18 protein-coding genes and 1 pseudogene are annotated in these 16,836 nt (G+C 59.1%); 2 read left to right on the plus strand and 17 right to left on the minus strand.

The features are described from left to right. The 14 genes from P0X85_RS14380 to P0X85_RS14445 form a co-directional block, all read right to left on the minus strand. On the minus strand, positions 1-1,143 hold the full coding sequence (locus P0X85_RS14380) for a CDP-glycerol glycerophosphotransferase family protein (RefSeq protein ID WP_275814865.1): 1,143 nt from the start codon (positions 1,141-1,143) through the stop codon (positions 1-3). 532 nt (positions 1,144-1,675) lie between these two features. Next, complete coding sequence (locus P0X85_RS14385) at positions 1,676-2,551, minus strand: transketolase family protein (RefSeq protein ID WP_275814868.1); 876 nt, start codon at positions 2,549-2,551, stop codon at positions 1,676-1,678. Continuing rightward, positions 2,544-3,362: a transketolase gene (locus tag P0X85_RS14390; RefSeq protein ID WP_275814871.1), complete on the minus strand. Its 819-nt coding sequence runs from the start codon at positions 3,360-3,362 to the stop codon at positions 2,544-2,546. The genes P0X85_RS14385 and P0X85_RS14390 overlap by 8 nt, the downstream gene beginning before the upstream one ends. Positions 3,363-3,368: 6 nt before the next feature. Beyond that, entirely contained in the window at positions 3,369-4,427 is a 1,059-nt protein-coding gene (locus P0X85_RS14395; RefSeq protein ID WP_275814874.1) for an NAD-dependent epimerase/dehydratase family protein, read from the minus strand. A 3-nt stretch (positions 4,428-4,430) separates the two neighbouring features. Beyond that, positions 4,431-5,780 carry a lipopolysaccharide biosynthesis protein RfbH gene (rfbH, locus tag P0X85_RS14400; protein ID WP_275814877.1) on the minus strand — a complete coding sequence of 450 codons (1,350 nt, stop codon included), beginning with the start codon at positions 5,778-5,780 and terminating at the stop codon, positions 4,431-4,433. Continuing rightward, on the minus strand, positions 5,780-6,850 hold the full coding sequence (rfbG, locus tag P0X85_RS14405; RefSeq protein ID WP_275814880.1) for a CDP-glucose 4,6-dehydratase: 1,071 nt from the start codon (positions 6,848-6,850) through the stop codon (positions 5,780-5,782). The genes rfbH and rfbG overlap by 1 nt, the downstream gene beginning before the upstream one ends. A 1-nt stretch (position 6,851) precedes the next feature. After that, positions 6,852-7,625, minus strand: coding sequence for a glucose-1-phosphate cytidylyltransferase (gene rfbF / locus P0X85_RS14410; protein WP_275814883.1), 774 nt, complete (start codon positions 7,623-7,625; stop codon positions 6,852-6,854). Positions 7,626-7,636: 11 nt separating this feature from the next. Next, positions 7,637-8,620, minus strand: a complete 984-nt coding sequence (locus P0X85_RS14415; protein ID WP_275814886.1) for a 2Fe-2S iron-sulfur cluster-binding protein — start codon at positions 8,618-8,620, stop codon at positions 7,637-7,639. Positions 8,621-8,689: 69 nt separating this feature from the next. Continuing rightward, entirely contained in the window at positions 8,690-9,049 is a 360-nt protein-coding gene (locus tag P0X85_RS14420; protein WP_275814889.1) for a MarR family EPS-associated transcriptional regulator, read from the minus strand. Between the two features lie 450 nt (positions 9,050-9,499). Continuing rightward, a complete protein-coding gene (locus P0X85_RS14425) occupies positions 9,500-10,597 on the minus strand; it encodes a plasmid partitioning protein RepB C-terminal domain-containing protein (protein ID WP_275814892.1) in 1,098 nt (365 codons plus the stop codon). A 19-nt stretch (positions 10,598-10,616) separates the two neighbouring features. Beyond that, complete coding sequence (locus P0X85_RS14430) at positions 10,617-10,769, minus strand: hypothetical protein (RefSeq protein WP_275814895.1); 153 nt, start codon at positions 10,767-10,769, stop codon at positions 10,617-10,619. Between the two features lie 27 nt (positions 10,770-10,796). Beyond that, positions 10,797-11,294 (minus strand): ParB/RepB/Spo0J family partition protein, encoded by a 498-nt coding sequence (locus P0X85_RS14435; RefSeq protein WP_275814898.1) that lies wholly within the window; start codon positions 11,292-11,294, stop codon positions 10,797-10,799. Further along, a complete protein-coding gene (locus P0X85_RS14440; protein ID WP_275814901.1) occupies positions 11,291-11,497 on the minus strand; it encodes a ParB N-terminal domain-containing protein in 207 nt (68 codons plus the stop codon). The genes P0X85_RS14435 and P0X85_RS14440 overlap by 4 nt, the downstream gene beginning before the upstream one ends. A gap of 70 nt (positions 11,498-11,567) precedes the next feature. Next, a complete protein-coding gene (locus tag P0X85_RS14445) occupies positions 11,568-13,118 on the minus strand; it encodes a recombinase family protein (protein WP_275814904.1) in 1,551 nt (516 codons plus the stop codon). Positions 13,119-13,334: 216 nt separating this feature from the next. Here P0X85_RS14445 and nusG point away from each other — a divergent pair, with 216 nt between their 5' ends. Both nusG and P0X85_RS14455 read left to right on the plus strand, forming a co-directional pair. Further along, a complete protein-coding gene (gene nusG, locus P0X85_RS14450; RefSeq protein ID WP_275814907.1) occupies positions 13,335-13,847 on the plus strand; it encodes a transcription termination/antitermination protein NusG in 513 nt (170 codons plus the stop codon). A gap of 413 nt (positions 13,848-14,260) precedes the next feature. Next, positions 14,261-14,749: a hypothetical protein gene (locus tag P0X85_RS14455; RefSeq protein ID WP_275814910.1), complete on the plus strand. Its 489-nt coding sequence runs from the start codon at positions 14,261-14,263 to the stop codon at positions 14,747-14,749. Positions 14,750-14,779: 30 nt separating this feature from the next. Here the strand turns inward: P0X85_RS14455 and P0X85_RS14460 are convergent, their stop codons facing one another. From P0X85_RS14460 to P0X85_RS14470, 3 genes and pseudogenes are all read right to left on the minus strand, one after another. Continuing rightward, complete coding sequence (locus P0X85_RS14460) at positions 14,780-15,229, minus strand: helix-turn-helix transcriptional regulator (protein WP_275814914.1); 450 nt, start codon at positions 15,227-15,229, stop codon at positions 14,780-14,782. After that, the gene (locus tag P0X85_RS14465; protein ID WP_275814917.1) at positions 15,171-15,542 is read right to left on the minus strand and encodes a helix-turn-helix transcriptional regulator; all 372 of its coding nucleotides are present in this window, start codon (positions 15,540-15,542) and stop codon (positions 15,171-15,173) included. The genes P0X85_RS14460 and P0X85_RS14465 overlap by 59 nt, the downstream gene beginning before the upstream one ends. Positions 15,543-15,547: 5 nt before the next feature. After that, positions 15,548-15,901, minus strand: a pseudogene (locus P0X85_RS14470) (type II toxin-antitoxin system RelE/ParE family toxin). Positions 15,902-16,836 lie beyond the last annotated feature (935 nt).

The raw sequence follows: 16,836 nt of genomic DNA on the forward strand, positions 1-16,836 counted from the left end.
TTAATGTTGGAATACTTCATCCTCTAGGACATCAAATGAGTATTGTGAGAACTGCCCGATTTCGCATCCCTCGGGTGAGAGATCAATTTTCAGCCCGGGCGCAATCCCTTCGGTTGAGCACGCTGCGGATAGGATCCGATGAAGGTCACCCTTATCGTAGGCGATGTGACGGAAAAGGTCGCCTAGTTCGAAGTATAAGCCCCGGTGCCTTCGTGTGTACGTCTGATAATCAGCTGCTAGACAAATGATAGGCCTCTTCAAGTACGAGTAGTCATAAACTATACCTGAGTAGTCAGCGAGCAGGATGTCCACGCGGGAGAGGATGACGTTGGTATCCAGGTCGGCAACGAGCACGTGCAGGTTGCATTCACTTTCGATTTGGTCAGCGAATTTTTCATCATAGTAGTGCAATTTCACTGCGGGCACGTAGCCCAAGGCGATCTTGTCAGGCGTGGAAAAGAATTCGGCGATCAACTTGCAGTTTTCAAGAATGGCATCAATCGAATGCCCTTCATCGCGATGGGTGGGCGCATACAGAACGAACTTTTTTGATCCATCCAGCCAATCCGGTGCAAATGCCTTGGGCGTGTCGAACAACGCATCGCAACGCGGCATTGGAAGTGTGAGGAGCTGATCTTGTTTGACGCGCCATTGCGTGCGCAGGATTTCGTCGAATACCTTGTGAGCGGAAACTACGTAGCGATACCGATCTATGGTGTTGCGACGAATTGCATTCTTGAGCTTTGAAAACCAGCCGTATTTTTCTTCGAAGCCACGTTTGATCGGCATCCCGTGGCAGACTTGTACTAGTTCCGCGTTGCGTCCGATGCACGGAGCGAAGAAGTCGAAGGAATTAACCGTACAGAAGAAATATCGTGCAGTCAACTGGGCCCAAATCCCCTTCGCTGAGTATGCGTAAAGGATCGCTGGGTTTTCGGTTTCGAGGAGAGCTTTATCTTTGACCAAAAAGTACGCGTCATATTTGGGTCGTTTTTGTGCTTCTTCGAATAGGTACTTGGTGCTGTCGCCGTACTTTTTCCCATACCATGAAGCGAACACCATGCGAGTGTTGTTTCGGGGGATTGTGCTGGCGAACAGGAATAGGATGAGTAGAAGTGGCCCGGCTGCAAGCTGTTTTACCATTCGGCGTATTTTCGTGGACATACGTATGAATTCGTTTTGAAGGTGCGGTTGTGGCGGTTGTGATCTGCGTGACCCTGACGTCGCGATGTTCTAGCAAAAAGCTACGTGTTCTACATGTTCCAATTTGGGGCAAGGGCTAAGGCCCGTGCGCTTATGGACGGAGGGGGCTTAGCTCCCGGAGCCGGTTGAGTGCCGCTTGCGAGCCGACTAGGCGCAGACTTCGTGGGCCAGGCTCATAGAGTGCACCGCACAGGTGACGGTCTGGTCCGGAGCCCTAGCCTCCAGCAGCTTCGGATCGAAACCACTGTCACCACAACGCTCTGGCTCGGCAGCATTTCGACCTTTGAAGATGTGGAGGCCATTGTCAGAGCGGCATCGAATAGACGGCGCGCTCAACGTACTTGGGCGTGGCAGAACGATCCACTATGATGGGTGGCTCGCCAACGATGCTCAAGAGTGCACGTCCCGGCGCACCATGTTTTCTGAGCAACGGACCTAGGCGTTGCGGCCCATGTCGGGGGTGGTACGCACCTCAGAGGCCGCCAAGTCTGTTCAACGTCGCTTGACTGCCGACTGTGCCGCAAACCACCGGGTCGAGCGCACGAGGGCGCACGGCGCAAGTCAGGCTCTGGTCCAGAGCCTTGGCCTCCAGAAGCCAGGAGCCGAAACCGCCGTCATAGAGGTGATCTTCCACCGTTATCACGTCGCTCCGGGTCCGCAACATCTCGGCCTGCGATGCTTTGGCGGCCATCGACCAGAGTGGCATCGAATAGACTTCCCGACCGGCGTGCTCGGGGGTCACGGCCCAGTCCATCGCGATCTGCAGGCCCGCACCCGTGCTCAGGAACGCCCGGTCCGGCTCGCCGTCCCTGAGCTTGAGCCAGCGGCCCGGGGCCACCTCCGGCGGGGCGGTGTGGAAACTGGGCTCTCCCGCCTTGCCGAGACGCAGATAGGAGGGTCCGGGGTTTTCGACAAGGAAGCGCATGGCGGCGCGCACCTCCATCGGGTCGCCGGGGGCGGCGAGTACCATGTTCGGCATGGTTCGCATCAGGGCATAGTCTTGCACGGCGTGATGGGAGTAGCCCAGGGCACCATAGGCAAGACCGCCGCCCACAGCCACCACGGTCACAGGCAGCTCGTGATAGGCCACGTCATTGCGGATCTGCTCGGCGCAGCGGAATGTAGGGAAGTTCGCGATGGAATAGGTGAAGACGTGGTAGCCTTCGGAGGCCATGCCTGCGGCCAGCCCGGTCATGTTCTGCTCGGCCACACCGGCGTTGACGAAGCGATCTGGAAACTCCTCGGCAAAGGGTTCGATCACCGAATAGCCCAGGTCGCCCACGATCAGGGCCACCTGGGGGTGCTTGCGCGCCAGCGCCACCAGTTCCTCGATGAAGGCGTTACGCATCTCCGATCTCCTCGAGCGCGCGGGACAGTTCGGCGTCGTTGGGCGACTTGTAGTGCCACGGCACGGCGTTCTCCATGAAACTCACGCCCTTGCCCTTCGTGGTATGGGCGATGACGAAGGTCGGCTTGCCCACCGCGCCAGCGCCGCGCTCGAGCGCCGCGATCAAGGCCGCGTGGTCGTGGCCATCGACCTCGCGCACCGCCCAGCCGAAAGCGCGCAGCTTGTCGGCCAGCGGCTCGACCCGCAGAGTTGCATCGACCGTCGTCAGGCTTTGCAGCTTGTTGTAATCGACGATGGCGGTCAGGTTGTCGAGCCCGTGGTGGGCCGCGAACATCATCGCCTCCCAGTTCGACCCTTCACCCAGCTCGCCGTCGGAAAGCAGCACGAAGGTTCGCCAACCGCGACCGGAGCGCTTGGCGGCCAGCGCCTTGCCGACCCCGAAGGGAAGGCCGTGTCCCAGTGAGCCGGTCGAGAACTCGACCCCCGGAACCTTGTGGCTGATGTGGTTCATCAGCATCGAATGGTCCTGCCCGTAGTTCAGCAGGGCCGACTCGGGAATGAATCCGCACTCGGCAAGCGCCGCGTAGACCGCGACGCAGGCATGGCCCTTGCTCAGCAGGAAGCGGTCGCGTTCGTCCCAGTCCGGACGTGCCGGGTCCAGCGCCATGACCTGCCCGTAGAGCACCGCCACGATATCGGCGATGGACAGAGCCGAGCCTATGTGCGAGGCGCGGGCACGATGAACCATCTTGACCGCTTGGGCGCGCATCCGCCGGGCGAGGTCGACACTGGCGATCTGCAAACTGGCCATGTCGTACTATCCTTCTTCCTTCGCCCAGTGCGCGGTGCGACGAATTGCGTCATCGAGCCCGACCGTGGGCGAGAGTTTCAGTTCAGCGCGGATACGCGCCACGGATGGCAGGTAGGGCTGGGGCGCAGCACCCGATTGGGGCGACTTCGCGACCCGCACCGCGCCTGTGCCCCCCAGAACCGTGTTGACCCGATGGGCTAGGTCCGCGATCGAGAGGCCGTCCTCGCTGCCGACGTTGTAGGCCCGTCCGCTCGGGGCCTCAAAGAGCATCACCCAAAGCCAATGCGCGAGGTCACCAGCGTAGAGATAGCTGCGCAACGGCGTTCCGTCGCCGCTGATCCGGATGTCTTCGCCCGCCATGGCGGAAGCGATAAAGTTGCCGATGGCGAAGTGCTTGTCGAGCGGCAGGAGCGGCCCGACGAAGGCGAAGCAGCGCGCGATCGCCACTTCGAGCCCCGGGTGCTGGTTGGCCGCGATCGCCGCGAGAAGTTCGCTGGCCCGCTTTCCCTCGCCATAGGCTGAACTCGGCGAAAGCGGATCGGGCGCGCCCGGCCAGTCCTCGGAAAAGTGGCTCACACCCTCGGGCGCGCGGCCATAGACGGCCCCGGAGCTCAAAAGCAGCACCCGGCGCGTGCCTTCGCCCGGCGACATCGCTTCGAGCACCCGGCTGGTGCCGGTGATGCAAGTGTCGAGGATCTCGGCCGGGGTGGAGCTGGCCACCACATCGGTGGCGGCATGGATGGCAAAAGTGCAGCCTGTTGCATCGGCGGGTGTGAAGTCGCGCACGTCACCCGCCCACCACTCTACTTCAGGCGCCCCCGCGAGGTCAGGATACTCGGCGAGAAAGACCTCGGGCCGTCGGCTGACCATCAGCACGCGCGCGCCCAGCCCGAGACTGCGGTTGGCCTCCAGGAAGCTCGCCAGCAGCCATTTGCCGATAAAGCCCGTGCCCCCTGTGAGCAGCAGCCGCTGCCCGGCCAAGCGCTGCCAGAGTGGCCCGACGGCGGCCACCACGGCCGCGACGTCGGCGCGCGGCAGGCCGAGCAGGTGCGGCTCGGTGTCCAAAGATCAGAATCCCACCCCGAAGAACTCCTCGAGCTTCTCGGCGATGTAGTCGAGGTGCTCGGTGCCCAGGCCCGGGTAGGTGCCCAGCCAGAGGGTCCGGTTCATCACGATATCGGTGTTGGTGAGGTCGCCGCTCACCCGGTATTCGCGCCCGGCCATGTAGGGCTGCTTGGTGAGGTTGCCGGCAAAGAGCAGGCGCGTGCCGATCTTGTTTTCGTCTAGGAAAGTGGTGAGGTCGGTGCGTTTCACGCCCGCGCCTTCTTTGAGGATGACCGGGAAGCCAAACCACGAGGGGTCGGAGTTGGGCGTGGCCTCGGGAAGATGGAGAAACTCCTCGACATTCGCCAGTCGCGCCTTGAGGTAGGCGAAGTTCTCGCGGCGGCGGGCGATGAAATGCTCGAGGCTGTCCATCTGGCCCAGCGCGCAGGCGGCCTGCATGTCGGTGATCTTCAGGTTATAGCCGAGGTGGCTGTAGACGTATTTGTGGTCGTAGCCGTCGGGCAAATCGCCGCCAAGCTCGCGTTTGGTCCAGCAAAAGCGCTTGTCGCAGGTGTTGTCGGTGCCCGGCGCGCAATAGCAGTCGCGGCCCCAGTCGCGGAAGCTCTCGGCGATGACCTTCAGTTCGGCGTTGTTGGTAAAAACCGCGCCGCCCTCGCCCATGGTGATGTGGTGGGCCGGGTAGAAGCTGAGGGTGGCGATGTCGCCGAAGGTGCCTACGAGCTGCCCGTTGTAGGTGGAGCCCAGCGCGTCGCAGCAATCTTCGATGAGCCAGAGGTTGTGTTTTTTGCACAGCGCCGTGACCACGTCGAGGTTGAAGGGGTTGCCGAGGCTGTGGGCCAGCATGATCGCCTTGGTTTTCGGTGAGATCGCGGCCTCGATCTTGCTGGCGTCGATGTTGTGGGTGGCAAGATCCACATCCACGAAGACCGGCACGGCGCCAAATTGCAGGATCGGGTTGACCGTAGTGGGGAAGCCCGCGGCCACGCCGATCACCTCATCGCCCTTCCGGATTGCGCGCTCGCCCAGCTTGGGGCTGGTCAGAGTGTTGAAGGCGACAAGGTTGGCCGAGGAACCGGAGTTCACCGTGATGAGGTGCTTCACCCCGAGAAAGGCCGCCATGCGTTCTTCGAACATCTTGTTGAAGCGCCCGGTGGTGAGCCAGCCATCGAGCGAGGCATCGACCATGAGCTGGAGTTCCTTTGCCCCGATCACCTTGCCCGAGACCGGCACCGGCGTTTGTCCCGGTTCAAAGGGTTTCGGCGCATAGGCCACGGCGGCGTAGTCGGCGACGAGGTCGGCGATCCGGGCGCGCAGGGCGTCGAGGGTCTGGGCGGTGGGGGTAGGGGTGCTCATCAGTCGCTCACATATTGGGAAATCTGGTCAAGGCATTGGGTGCGCATGTCGGCTCCTTGAAGCCACGCCCGATGCCAGTCGGTGATCCGCGCCAAGGCGGTATGAAGAGACCAGCGCGGCTCCCAATGGAGGCGCTGGCGGGCCTTGGAGATGTCGAGTTTGAGGTAGGTCGCCTCGTGTGGGTGATCGCCGGGTTGCTGGCGCCACGTCGCCCCCTCTCCCCAGTCGGCACAAAGTTCCTCGACGATCCACTGCACCGGGCGCGCGTCGCTGTCGGAGGGGCCGAAGTTCCAGCCCTCGGCATAGGCCGCGCCGCCGTCTTCAAAAAGACGCTCGGCCAGAATTAGGTAGCCGGACAGGGGCTCCAGAACGTGCTGCCACGGGCGGATTGCGTGCGGATTGCGGATCTCGACAGGGGCGTTTTGCTCAAGCGCGCGCAGGATGTCTGGCACCAGACGGTCGTCGGCCCAGTCGCCGCCACCGATCACGTTGCCCGCCCGCGCCGTGCCCAGCGCAATGCCCTCAGCCTGCATGAAAGAACGGCGATAGGCACTGCTGACGAGCTCGGCGCAGCCCTTGGAGTTGGAATAGGGATCATGTCCGCCCATCGGCTCATCTTCACGATACCCCCAGTGCCATTCGCGATTTTCGTAGCACTTGTCGGTGGTGACGTTGACTATGGCGCGCACGCTGCCCGGGCGGCGCGCAGCCTCCAGCACGTGGACGGTGCCCATGACGTTGGTAGCGTAGGTCTCGATTGGCTCTTGGTAGGAATAGCGCACCAAGGGCTGGGCGGCCATGTGAATCACGATCTCAGGCTCAAAGCTCTCGATCTGGGCAGCAATGGCGGCAAAATCGCGGATGTCGGCAATCTGATGATCCATCCCCTCGGCCACACGTGCCACATCAAAAAGCGACGGTGTGGTGGGCGGCGCCAGGGCGACGCCACGCAATTCGGCCCCCATGGATTGCAGCCACAGGCTCAGCCAGCTCCCCTTGAAGCCGGTGTGCCCGGTGAGCAAGACCCGCGTGCCCTGCCAAAACGACGGCGTGACGTTGGCGCGGTTCATCTCAGGACCACGTCTTCCACGGCGCCTTGCCGCTGGACCAAAGCTCTTCGAGGTATTGCTTGTCGCGCAGCGTATCCATCGGCTGCCAGAAACCGTGGTGCTCATAGGCCATGAGCTCGTTGGCCGCCGCGAGTTTCTTCAGGGGTGCCTGCTCCCAAACCGTGCTGTCGCCCACAAGATGGGCGAGCACTTTCGGGCTCAATACGAAGAAGCCACCGTTAATCATCGAGCCGTCGCCCTTGGGCTTTTCTTCGAAACTTTTCACCTGACCCTTGTAGATTTCCAAGGCCCCAAAGCGACCCGGCGGATAGACGGCGGTGAGGGTCGCATCCTTGCCGTGGGACTTGTGAAAGTCGATTACGGCTGAGATGTCCACGTCGCTCACCCCGTCGCCGTAGGTGAAGCAAAAGGCTTCTTCGTCTCGGATGTAATCGGCCACGCGCAAGAGCCGCCCGCCGGTCATGGAGGCGTCGCCCGTGTCGATCAGGGTCACCTTCCAGGGCTCGGCACGCTGCTGGTGTACTTCCATCGTGTTGCCGCCCATGTCGAAGGTCACATCCGACATGTGGAGGAAGTAGTTGGCGAAATATTCCTTGATATAATAGCCCTTGTAGCCAAGGCAGATCACGAAATCATTGATGCCGTGATTTGAATACATTTTGAGAATGTGCCACAGCATCGGACGCCCGCCTATCTCCACCATGGGCTTGGGGCGCACCGACGTTTCCTCGGCCAAGCGCGTGCCTAGTCCGCCCGCAAGAATAACTGCCTTCATAACTTGTTCTCCTAACTCGATGACACGAATGCATCAGAGAAAAAAGCTTCCGATGCTAGGCCCTTGCTTGTTAGCGCCTGCCTCGCAGAATGTATCATTTCCTCAGAGCCGCAGGCATAGACCTGCATTGAGTTTAGGTCTGCATTGGTCGCGAGAAAAGCGTCCTGTACATAGCCGCGTTCGCCCTGCCAATCTACGTCCGCCCGCGACAAGACCGGCACATAGCGGATCCGGTCGAAGAGGCTGCCTAGGTTCCAGTATAGGTCCTCTTCCGTGCGGCCACCCCAAAAAAGCTGTATCGAGCGGGGTTGCTGATCTTCGGACAGGGTCGCGATCCATTCAATCATTGATTTTACTGGTGCTATGCCCGTCCCCGTGGCAAGGAAGACGACGTCTGAGTTCGGCGTGTGGCGCAAGACGAATGTGCCTTTGGGGCCATATATACGCAGTAGGTCATCAACTTTCGCTTCGCCGAACCAATAGGCACTCATCACTCCGCCGTCGACGCATCGAATTTGAAATTGGATTCCATCCGCCTTAGGGGCCGCTGCGAATGAATAGCTGCGCCGGACACCGCCGGGGCCAATCACGTCAGCGTATTGGCCAGCCATAAACTCCATCGTACGGCCAGGTGGAAGGCGCAATCTGACCCCAATAACGTCGTGCGAAAGCAATTCTAACGTATCAATCTTTGCTGGAATCATCTTGGGTTCGGGCAGGTTAAGTCCAGATAAGTCTTGGATGTCGAGAGTGAGGTCGGTTTCCGCGGACCGCGCACAAGCCAGAACCCAACCATCCGCTTTCTCTTCGGCAGAAAGGCCAGTCTCGTCGAGCAAAACGTCGGTGGCGCCTGTGACCTTGCATTTGCAGGTGCTGCATCGGCCACTGCGGCAACTATATGGCAACGTCATGCCAGAAGCCTCTGCTGCATCGAGCAATGATTGGCCCGGCTCCGATGAAAAGTAGAGTCCGGAAGGCAAAGTTACTTTCGGCATTCGGACGCCCCGAGACAAGTGCCTCCGAACAAAATTTCAGCATTCATTAGTCCGCGCACCCCAAAACCCTCAATTATCACCCTGCACAAATTCGCCGTTTATTTCTTGCCTCAACTCGTCAATTTCTGCCTTCAGGGCGTCGTATTCTTCCTTTTTTCGCGCAAGAAACCTTCGAGTGATTGCCACCTTTTCCGAAATTCCCCTTGCTGTTAGGATGTATGCATACCGCCGCTTGTCTTCAGCGGCCGTGAAATTCCCCAACTTCACCAGCCCTTTGTCGATCAAGGCGTTCAACACGTAGTGAATACCACCGACACTGACGCCAACTGCCTCTGCCAGCTCCCGTTGGGACATTTCAGGGTTTTCTTGCAGAAGGCGAAGCACGCGAAAATGCGTGTCCTCCTGCAACTTGGTGCGCTTGCTGGTCATTTTGGGATTTTCTCAGGCTACCGCACAAGAACTGCCCGTGGGGCGCCTTGTTGGATGCAAAGGTGATGATGAGAATAGTTTCCACATCGCTCAGTTTCGAGCGGTAGCAAATGCTGCGGGCGCAAACAAGAGTAAATTCAGAGATTCACGAAGTATTCGTCAATAAAATCACAGTTGTCGATCTGCGAGCTGGGCGCTCAGACGCGAGCGGAGCCTTGCCCCGGTGGGAGGCTGTGGCTGGAACTCATGCCCACTTTAAATCCGTAGACCTTGAATGTAACAAGTTCATAACTGAACGACCCCGTCAACACAAGGCCACATCATGATCTTGGTTGGTCGTCGATCCCGTGCGCGGCGGCGTGGCGATAGCTCCTCGACACACGGCCACATGTCGCTTTGGGATCAGCCACTTGGGCAAAGATTTCGGAAGCTCATCCCGAGCCGAGCCCATCACCCGAGGCGTTCGTCAATGCTAGGGTCCAATGATGCGTTACTTTCATCTTGCTGTGGTTTAGCCGGCGCCGCCGTCTCGGCCGTGCTCGACCCTTCCTCCCGTTCGGTCTGTTCCACAGCCTCTTCCATGCTAACCGTGTTCAGCACTAGGTCGAACTGCTCGAGGATCTCGGACGCATGCCGCGCCACGTAGGAGCGCACGGCCTCGTTTTCCATCAGCTTTTTCAGGTAGCCCTTGGCAACGACCAGGTTCAGCAGCTCCGAGCCGTAGTTTTCTTCGGCATGTTTGTACTTTTCCTGCACCTGGCTCATCTCGCGCTCGAGCTTGACGATCTGTTCCAGCGGATCGCCCCTGGGCTGTTCCGGCTGCGGCGGCTTGTAATCGGTGCGCTGTTCTGGCGGCGTAGCCTTCAGGAGGGCGTCCGCATGGGCGGCCGTGATGGTGTTGGCCGCGATCATCAGCTCGACCGCCTCGATTTGCCGGGCGGCCTTCATCTTGCGCAGATGCCGGGTCACGTCCGGGGTGAACTGGTGATCCTGAAGGAGTTCAACCGCCTTGGGGCAAATCCCGTGTAGCAGATTGATCCGGCTGTTGATGGTCGAGAGGTTGACGTTGAAGGCCCGCGCCAGCCGCTCCTTGCTGACACCTTTGTCGATAGCGCGGCGCAGCATATAATGTTCTTGCACCGTCGAGAGCCGATTGATCCGGTGGTTGTAGGTGTAGGTCTCAAAATCCTTGGCGATCAGGCAGGGCGCCGTGTCTTGGCCGAGTTCTTTCAGCGCCAGAACCCGAAGATTGCCATCAAGCAGCAGAAACCCCACCGCCTCCGGGTCCGGCTTGATCACAGAGAGGGGCTCGATCAACCCAATTTCCCGGATCGAGGACACGATCTGCTTGAACTTGCGCGTGGTCATCACGCCGTCTGGAACCTTTTTCGAGGGCATCAGCTCCTCGAGCGGGATCTGGAAGGTTTCAAGATCAAACCCGAGGGTCAGGTTCAGCGGTGCCTTGGGATAGGGCGCGTCGCTGTCGTCGGTCTCGGGTTGAGGAAAGGCGCCGGGGTAAAGCGGCTTCACTGTGCTGAGGTCATTCATGGGTTCATCCTTTCGAGGGTCAGGCGGTTTCGATGCGGTCGGCGAGGTATTTCGGCAGGCTATCGAGGCCTTCGGCACGCAGGAGCGTCACGAAGTGTTCGTCGGCAAACAGGCGTTTCAGCCCTTGAACCACCAAGAGCAGTTGCTGATGCGCGTGATCGGCTTTCAGCATCAGCTTGTGCTGGCGGGCGACTTCGCGCTAGTAGGTCTTCACCAGCGAATGCGCCGAGTTCGGCAACTTCGGGCGATCGCCGCCGGTCTTGGGGCCCTTTTCACGGCGCTTTTCGATCAGCCGCTTGGCATCCGTGATCTGGTGCCCTTTCAGCTGGCCGGTCTTGTAGGCCTCTTCCAGCATGTCGCCGAGGTCTTCATCATCGTGCTTGGCGCGGGCGATTTCGAGGGCGGTGGTCAGCGGGATTGTGCTATTCTGCACCGCCTCAATCAGGCGCTCTTCGCCTTTTTCCAGAAGGAAGACGATGTCCCGAACGTATTTCTCGGAGAGCCCCGTGCGCGTGATGATATCATCGATGGTGTAATCCCGCGCCAGCAAGAGCTCGATGTCGGCCAGGATCTCCAGAGGACGGTGCCCCCGCCGGGCGATGTTTTCGGCGAGCGACATGATGAAGGCGTCTTCATCGGTCACATTCACCACCAGCGCCGGGATGTGGCTTTCGCCAAGCAAGCGGAAGGCGTTCAATCGGCCTTCACCGCAGACCAGCAAATAGGCGGGGCCCCATCAGCGCCCTCGCGCTCGGTCACGGTGATCGGCTTTTTCAGGCCAATGGAGCGGATGTTTTCGACGATCTCCTCGAAGACCTTCATGTTGCGGTCCCGGGAATTCAGGACCTCGATCCGGTCGATGGGGACGAGCGTGACGCACTCGGGTGTGTCAGTCATCATGGGCTTGGTTTCCTCTTCTGGTGTGATTGTTCATGTTTTGTGCTTTCGTTGATTTCCGTCATCCCAGCCCTCAGCCCCATTTCCGGCGGATGCCGACCCGTTCTGCCATTCCGTAGAAAAAGCCGAGGTCCTCGAAGCGGAAGGCCTCAAAGGCGATGCTGGTGCGGTTGCAAACGCGAATTTCCTGCCGGGGCAGGTCGAGCCAGGGCAGCAGGTAGTAATCGAGTTCTTCACGGTTTTCGGGATCGAGTCGTACGGCGAGCGTGACGTCGGCCTGATAGCGCATCGGGTCAAACCGGATCCGCCAGCGCAGTCGCCCATCGCCCTGCGGCTGGCAACGCGCCAGGACCAAGCTGACGACCATCTCATCGTTGATGGTCAGCAGATCGGTCTTGGGATCGCGCGCCACCGTGCCGCCCACCTCGGCAATCGCCGCTTCGGTCCGCGCAATTATCTCCGGATGCATCCCACGCAGGCGCTTGTTCAGCGCGATGCGTTCCAGATCGCGGTCCGAGCGATAGCCAATCAACTCATAGGCCCGGGCGAGCGACCCGAACCGTTTTCTATAGGCCGAGGACGAGGGCATGTCCGGCGTCTGGTCAATCAGCACCCCGGAAAGCTGGCCCGCGTCGGCATAGAGCCGTTTCAAATGATCCAGCAGCTCTTCGTCCGACAGTCGGGCAGACCGCGCGGTGATGATTTCTTGCGCCGTCAGGAAGAACTCGAGCGGCACGATCCCCTCAAAAGCGCCTTCCTTCCGCACCCACATGTCGGGTGGGTTTTCCACATGCAGCTTCTTCAGCTTGAAGGAGGAGCGGTTGTAGACGTTGTTGCCGATATATTTTTCGTTGGTCAGGACCGTGCGCACTGTGCCAGAATTCCATGGACGATCCAGATCGGTCGTCACGCCTTCCTCGTTCAAGCGGTCGGCAATCTCGCGGAAGGACAGATCTTCTTCGATCAGCCAGCGATACATCTTGTTGACCCAGGCTACTTCCTCGTCGGGCCCGGGCATCAGGATCACACGGTCGGTCTGCAGTGATTTATGCTCGCCGCGTTTCAGCTCGCCTTTGATCTCGCCGCGCTCGTTCACCAGCACCCGGCGCAAGCCAAAGCCAGCAGCGCCGCCCTGACGGAAGCCCAGCTCAATCAGGCGGCATTGGCCGGCAAAGACCTTGACCGAAAGCTCCCGACTGTATTCGCCGGCCATGGCGCGTTTGACGCCCTTGACGATGGTCGAGACGGGAGAGCCGTCGTTCTCGAACTGCTCGGCGCAGTACGCGACATTGATGCCAGCGCGTTTGCAGATGTATTCGTAATAAGCGCTTTCGTCCGCATCTTGGAAACGGCCCCAGCGGCTGACGTCATAGACCAGGATCACGTTGAAATCCGCCGCGCCAGATTCCACATCCGCAATCAACTGCTGCAGGGCGGTGCGCCCGCCGATGGAGAGGCCGCTCTTGCCGTCATCGGCATAGGTTTTGATGATCTCGATGCCACGCTTTTCGGCATATTCGCGAATTTTGTCGGACTGGTTGTGGGTCGGATACTGCTGATGCTCCGTCGACATGCGCACATATTGCGCCGCCCGAAACTCGGTAATCTCGCCACTCCCGTCCAACTCAGCCTCCGATCCGTCTTCAAGTCGGTCGGACGTTTGCGTGGGTGGCAAAACGTATCAAGCTGATAGTGCTGGATTATCTCATTATAACAATGCCCTGCGTGGTGAGCTCCGGGAGAGCGTCATCAAAATGTCACCTCGCACCCGGAAAACCATACTTGCATCTGTTCAAGTTCGAGCGATATGTGGGCGGTAAGGTTTTAATGAGGTTTCGAGATGACATTCCACGATCGCGGCACAAGCTGGTTTCTGGCGCAGCTGAAGCCGAACTGTGCCAACATCGCGGACAAGAACCTCAAGCGCCAGGGCTTCCAGACCTTCCTGCCGATGGAAGAAGAAACGCGCCAGCGTAATGGCAAGTTCGTCACCGCCATGCGGCCCCTGTTTCCGGGCTACATCTTTGTGGCCTTCGATGTGGCCCGCGGGTTCTGGCGGACGGTCAACTCGACCTATGGCATCACGCGGCTGGTGAGCTTCGGCAAAGAACCGACGGCCGTGCCGCTGGATCTGATCTCGCAGCTCATGCTGCGCTGTGACGCGAAGGGCAAGTTGCTGCCGCCGAAGCTTTTGAAGCCGGGCGATCAGGTGACCCTGACCAAGGGGCCCTTTGCCAATTTTGTGGCAGAGGTGGAGAAGATCGCACCGGATCGGCGCGTCTGGGTCCTCATGGAAATCATGGGCGGACAGACCCGGGTTGCAGTCGGGGCGGACCAGTTGCGGGCGGTTTGAGCGGAAACGGCTGCGCTCTCAGAGAGTGCGTCACTCGTTGTAAATCATTGATGCAGCGTCTAAATTGTCAGCGTCGTCAGAATGTGCGTACGTGCCTGTTCGCCACGAGAATATTCGGTTGTCGCTTGACAACTGCGCTGCATGGGATTAGATAATGGCTCGAACCAAACACCCGTCGAAGGACATTGAAAGCGCTTTGCAAGAGCTTGAGGCCTTGGGCTGGAGTGTCGAGGAAGCCAAAGGGCGTAGCGCACATTCATGGGGATATGTCTTGTGTCCGGCCAATGCGGGAAATGCATGTCGATCTGGAGTGTTTTGCCGGATGTCGGTTTGGAGCACGCCCAGAAACCCGCGCAACCATGCACGTGAGCTGATCCGGAAGGCCTCTGGGTGCGTGATGAAGGAGAATGATGATGGCTAAAGATGTTGAATTCGAATTTGATATCGTTGTCTCGCTGCCGAAGGGCGCTGGAGACGAGGATGCCATCATGGACGCCCTTTTTGAGGCGGGCTGCGATGATGCCGTCGTTGGCCTCGGGGCCTCTGGCCTAGTTGGCTTGGGCTTCACGCGTGGTGGTGAAGATGCCGAGGTGGTGATTTCTAATGCCGTGAAGCAGGTGTTGTCCGCGTTGCCGGAAGGGGCTCAGCTTCGCGAAGTGAAGCCAGATCTTGTGAGTCTTGCGGATGTTGCCGATCGCCTCTCAGTTTCGCGTCAGGCGCTGCAAAAGAGAGACATGCCCCCGCCGTCTCTCGGCGGGTTGTATCGTGCTTCGGAAATGCTGCCTGTCTTGGAGGCGCAACCGGGAAAGGTGCGTGACGCACTGGAGGCGGCGCGAGGTTGGTTTGCTTCTGCAGCGGCAGCTCAGAAGATCAACGCACGCGCAAGCCTTGGGCAGAGCTGACCTCAGAAGGACGTATTCGTTTCAAGAGCGTTAGACGTCTGACGCCTCGAACAGGTCATCCATGTCGACATGCAGCGCGGTGGAGAGTTTCTTGAGGGTGGCGGCAGACCCGGTTTTGCGACCCGCTTCGATGTCGATGATCTGAATACGGTTGACACCTGACTGGCGCGCCAATTCGGCTTGAGACAACCCGCGGTGTTCGCGCCAAACCATGAGGGGCGCATCACCGGCCAGTAAACGGTCGACAACAGCGGAGGGGATCAGCTCTTCAGTTCCAGCTTTGATCCGAGCCAAGATGTCGGCTGCACTATTCAGATCAGCCATGTCTTCCTCGATCGCCTTTAGGCGGAGGTATTCGTCTTTGGGGATGGTCACCGTTTTGATCATGGTCTTAATTGTCGAAAACGGCAGAACCTGTTGTTCAGGTCCGCGCTTCGGCTTGTCCAGCCGCGCGCGCTCTACGACCGCGGCGCGGTTCATCTGTTTCGCCAAGACTGTCGAGTGCTACTGGTTTTTTACCAGGGAATTCGACCATCAGCTTTAAGCTGCCCCCCATAGCTTGCACATAGCTAGAAAGGGTGGAGAGCAGTAGATCGCTCTGACGTTCGTACTTTGCAACAGTCGCCTGCTGGATGCCGAGGGTTTCAGCCAGCTGAACTTGGGTAAAATCCTTCGCCTTCCGAAGTTCCTTGAGTGTCAGGTATTCGGTGTGAAGGCGGTCGGCTTCTGCTTCAACACCCGCGCGGCGTGCAGGGTCGAGCGCGGCCAGCTTATCTTTTAGTGTGCGTGCCATAGTACTTATCCTTTCCGTTTCGCTAGATGACGTTCGACTCGCTCATCGGCTTTTGAGATCAACTGCTTGTAGAAGCGCTTTTCGCTGCCACCTGACTTATCCCCGGCCACGAGCAAGATTGCTTGCCGGGCGGGATCGAATGCAAAAGCGATGCGCTAGACTCCGTCAGCGGCGTTGCAGCGTAGCTCCTTCATGTTCGCATATCTCGACCCTGTGAGGGTGTCAGCATGCGGTCGACCGAGCGATGGTCCTTCAAGTTCGAGCAGGATCGCTCGGGCAAGTATTGCGTCCTGCACCTCTGGTCGGAGTTCATCGAACTCGTCCTCGAACTCTCGAGAGAGCGAAACCGTCCACTGCATTTGGTCCTCATATCTCTGAGGCTATATAGCCTTGAAGAACTATTTTTGCAATAGCCACGCGTGAAGCGCGAGTAAGTGCCAAACAGTCTCGAAGGTTCGCAGCCAGATCCGCTCGAACCGGATGACCTTCGAACTCAGCTCCATATCAATAATTACAATGACTTAAGTGGTAGAGAGGGTCTGATCCGAGTCGCGTCCCCTCCGCCACTTGCATTTGATTTTGCGTGTATAATTCTGATTGATCCAGAATTACCCCTCATGAAACCCATCATCTTGATTTTGCTTGGAGCCGCTGCGGTAGGCTCGTGAAGCGTTTTGCCCAGACTAAGGCTTATCGACGTATCTCTTTGTATAACCGGGCCGGGCAACCGCAGATCTTCAGTCGGCGAAAATACGGCTTCTGTGCCAGTTCAGAAACCTTTGGTGTTCGTCGGTCAAGACGATTGGACTGTCGAAATGAAGTGCGTCAGGTTCGCGCCATCACCTTCTTGTTGGCGGAGGTCGCCGTTGCTGGCCCGGTGGTCCACGCCATCCTGTCCCCATCCACCGCCTTCGAGCGTCAACGCTATGTGCGTGACCAGGATTCCGAAAGAGACTGAACGGAAGCGGCAGGACAAGTCTGCCCGCTGCGCTGAAAAACATCGCCGCCGGGCCAAAACACGGGGACTCCGTCGTCTGATCCGTCCTTTTCCAGAAGCACTCCCGACCGCCGATGCCGCTCAGGACGGAAAATGCTTGTCCACCGGTTGGTTTCAGGCGATCTTCACGTCAGTCGCAACGCCATTTGGGAGGTGTCGGCTCAAAGATTAAAGAAGCCCATATGCGCCATTGTCATCCTTTAGCGGTAGAATATCCCAATCGGTAGCGTCCGTCAAGGTGGTGTAATTTCCCAGATGGCCTGAGGTCATGATCAGGCGGCTTTCGTGGTTATGCTG

The organism is Pseudothioclava nitratireducens, assembly GCF_029210495.1.
GTDB lineage: Bacteria > Pseudomonadota > Alphaproteobacteria > Rhodobacterales > Rhodobacteraceae > Pseudothioclava > Pseudothioclava nitratireducens.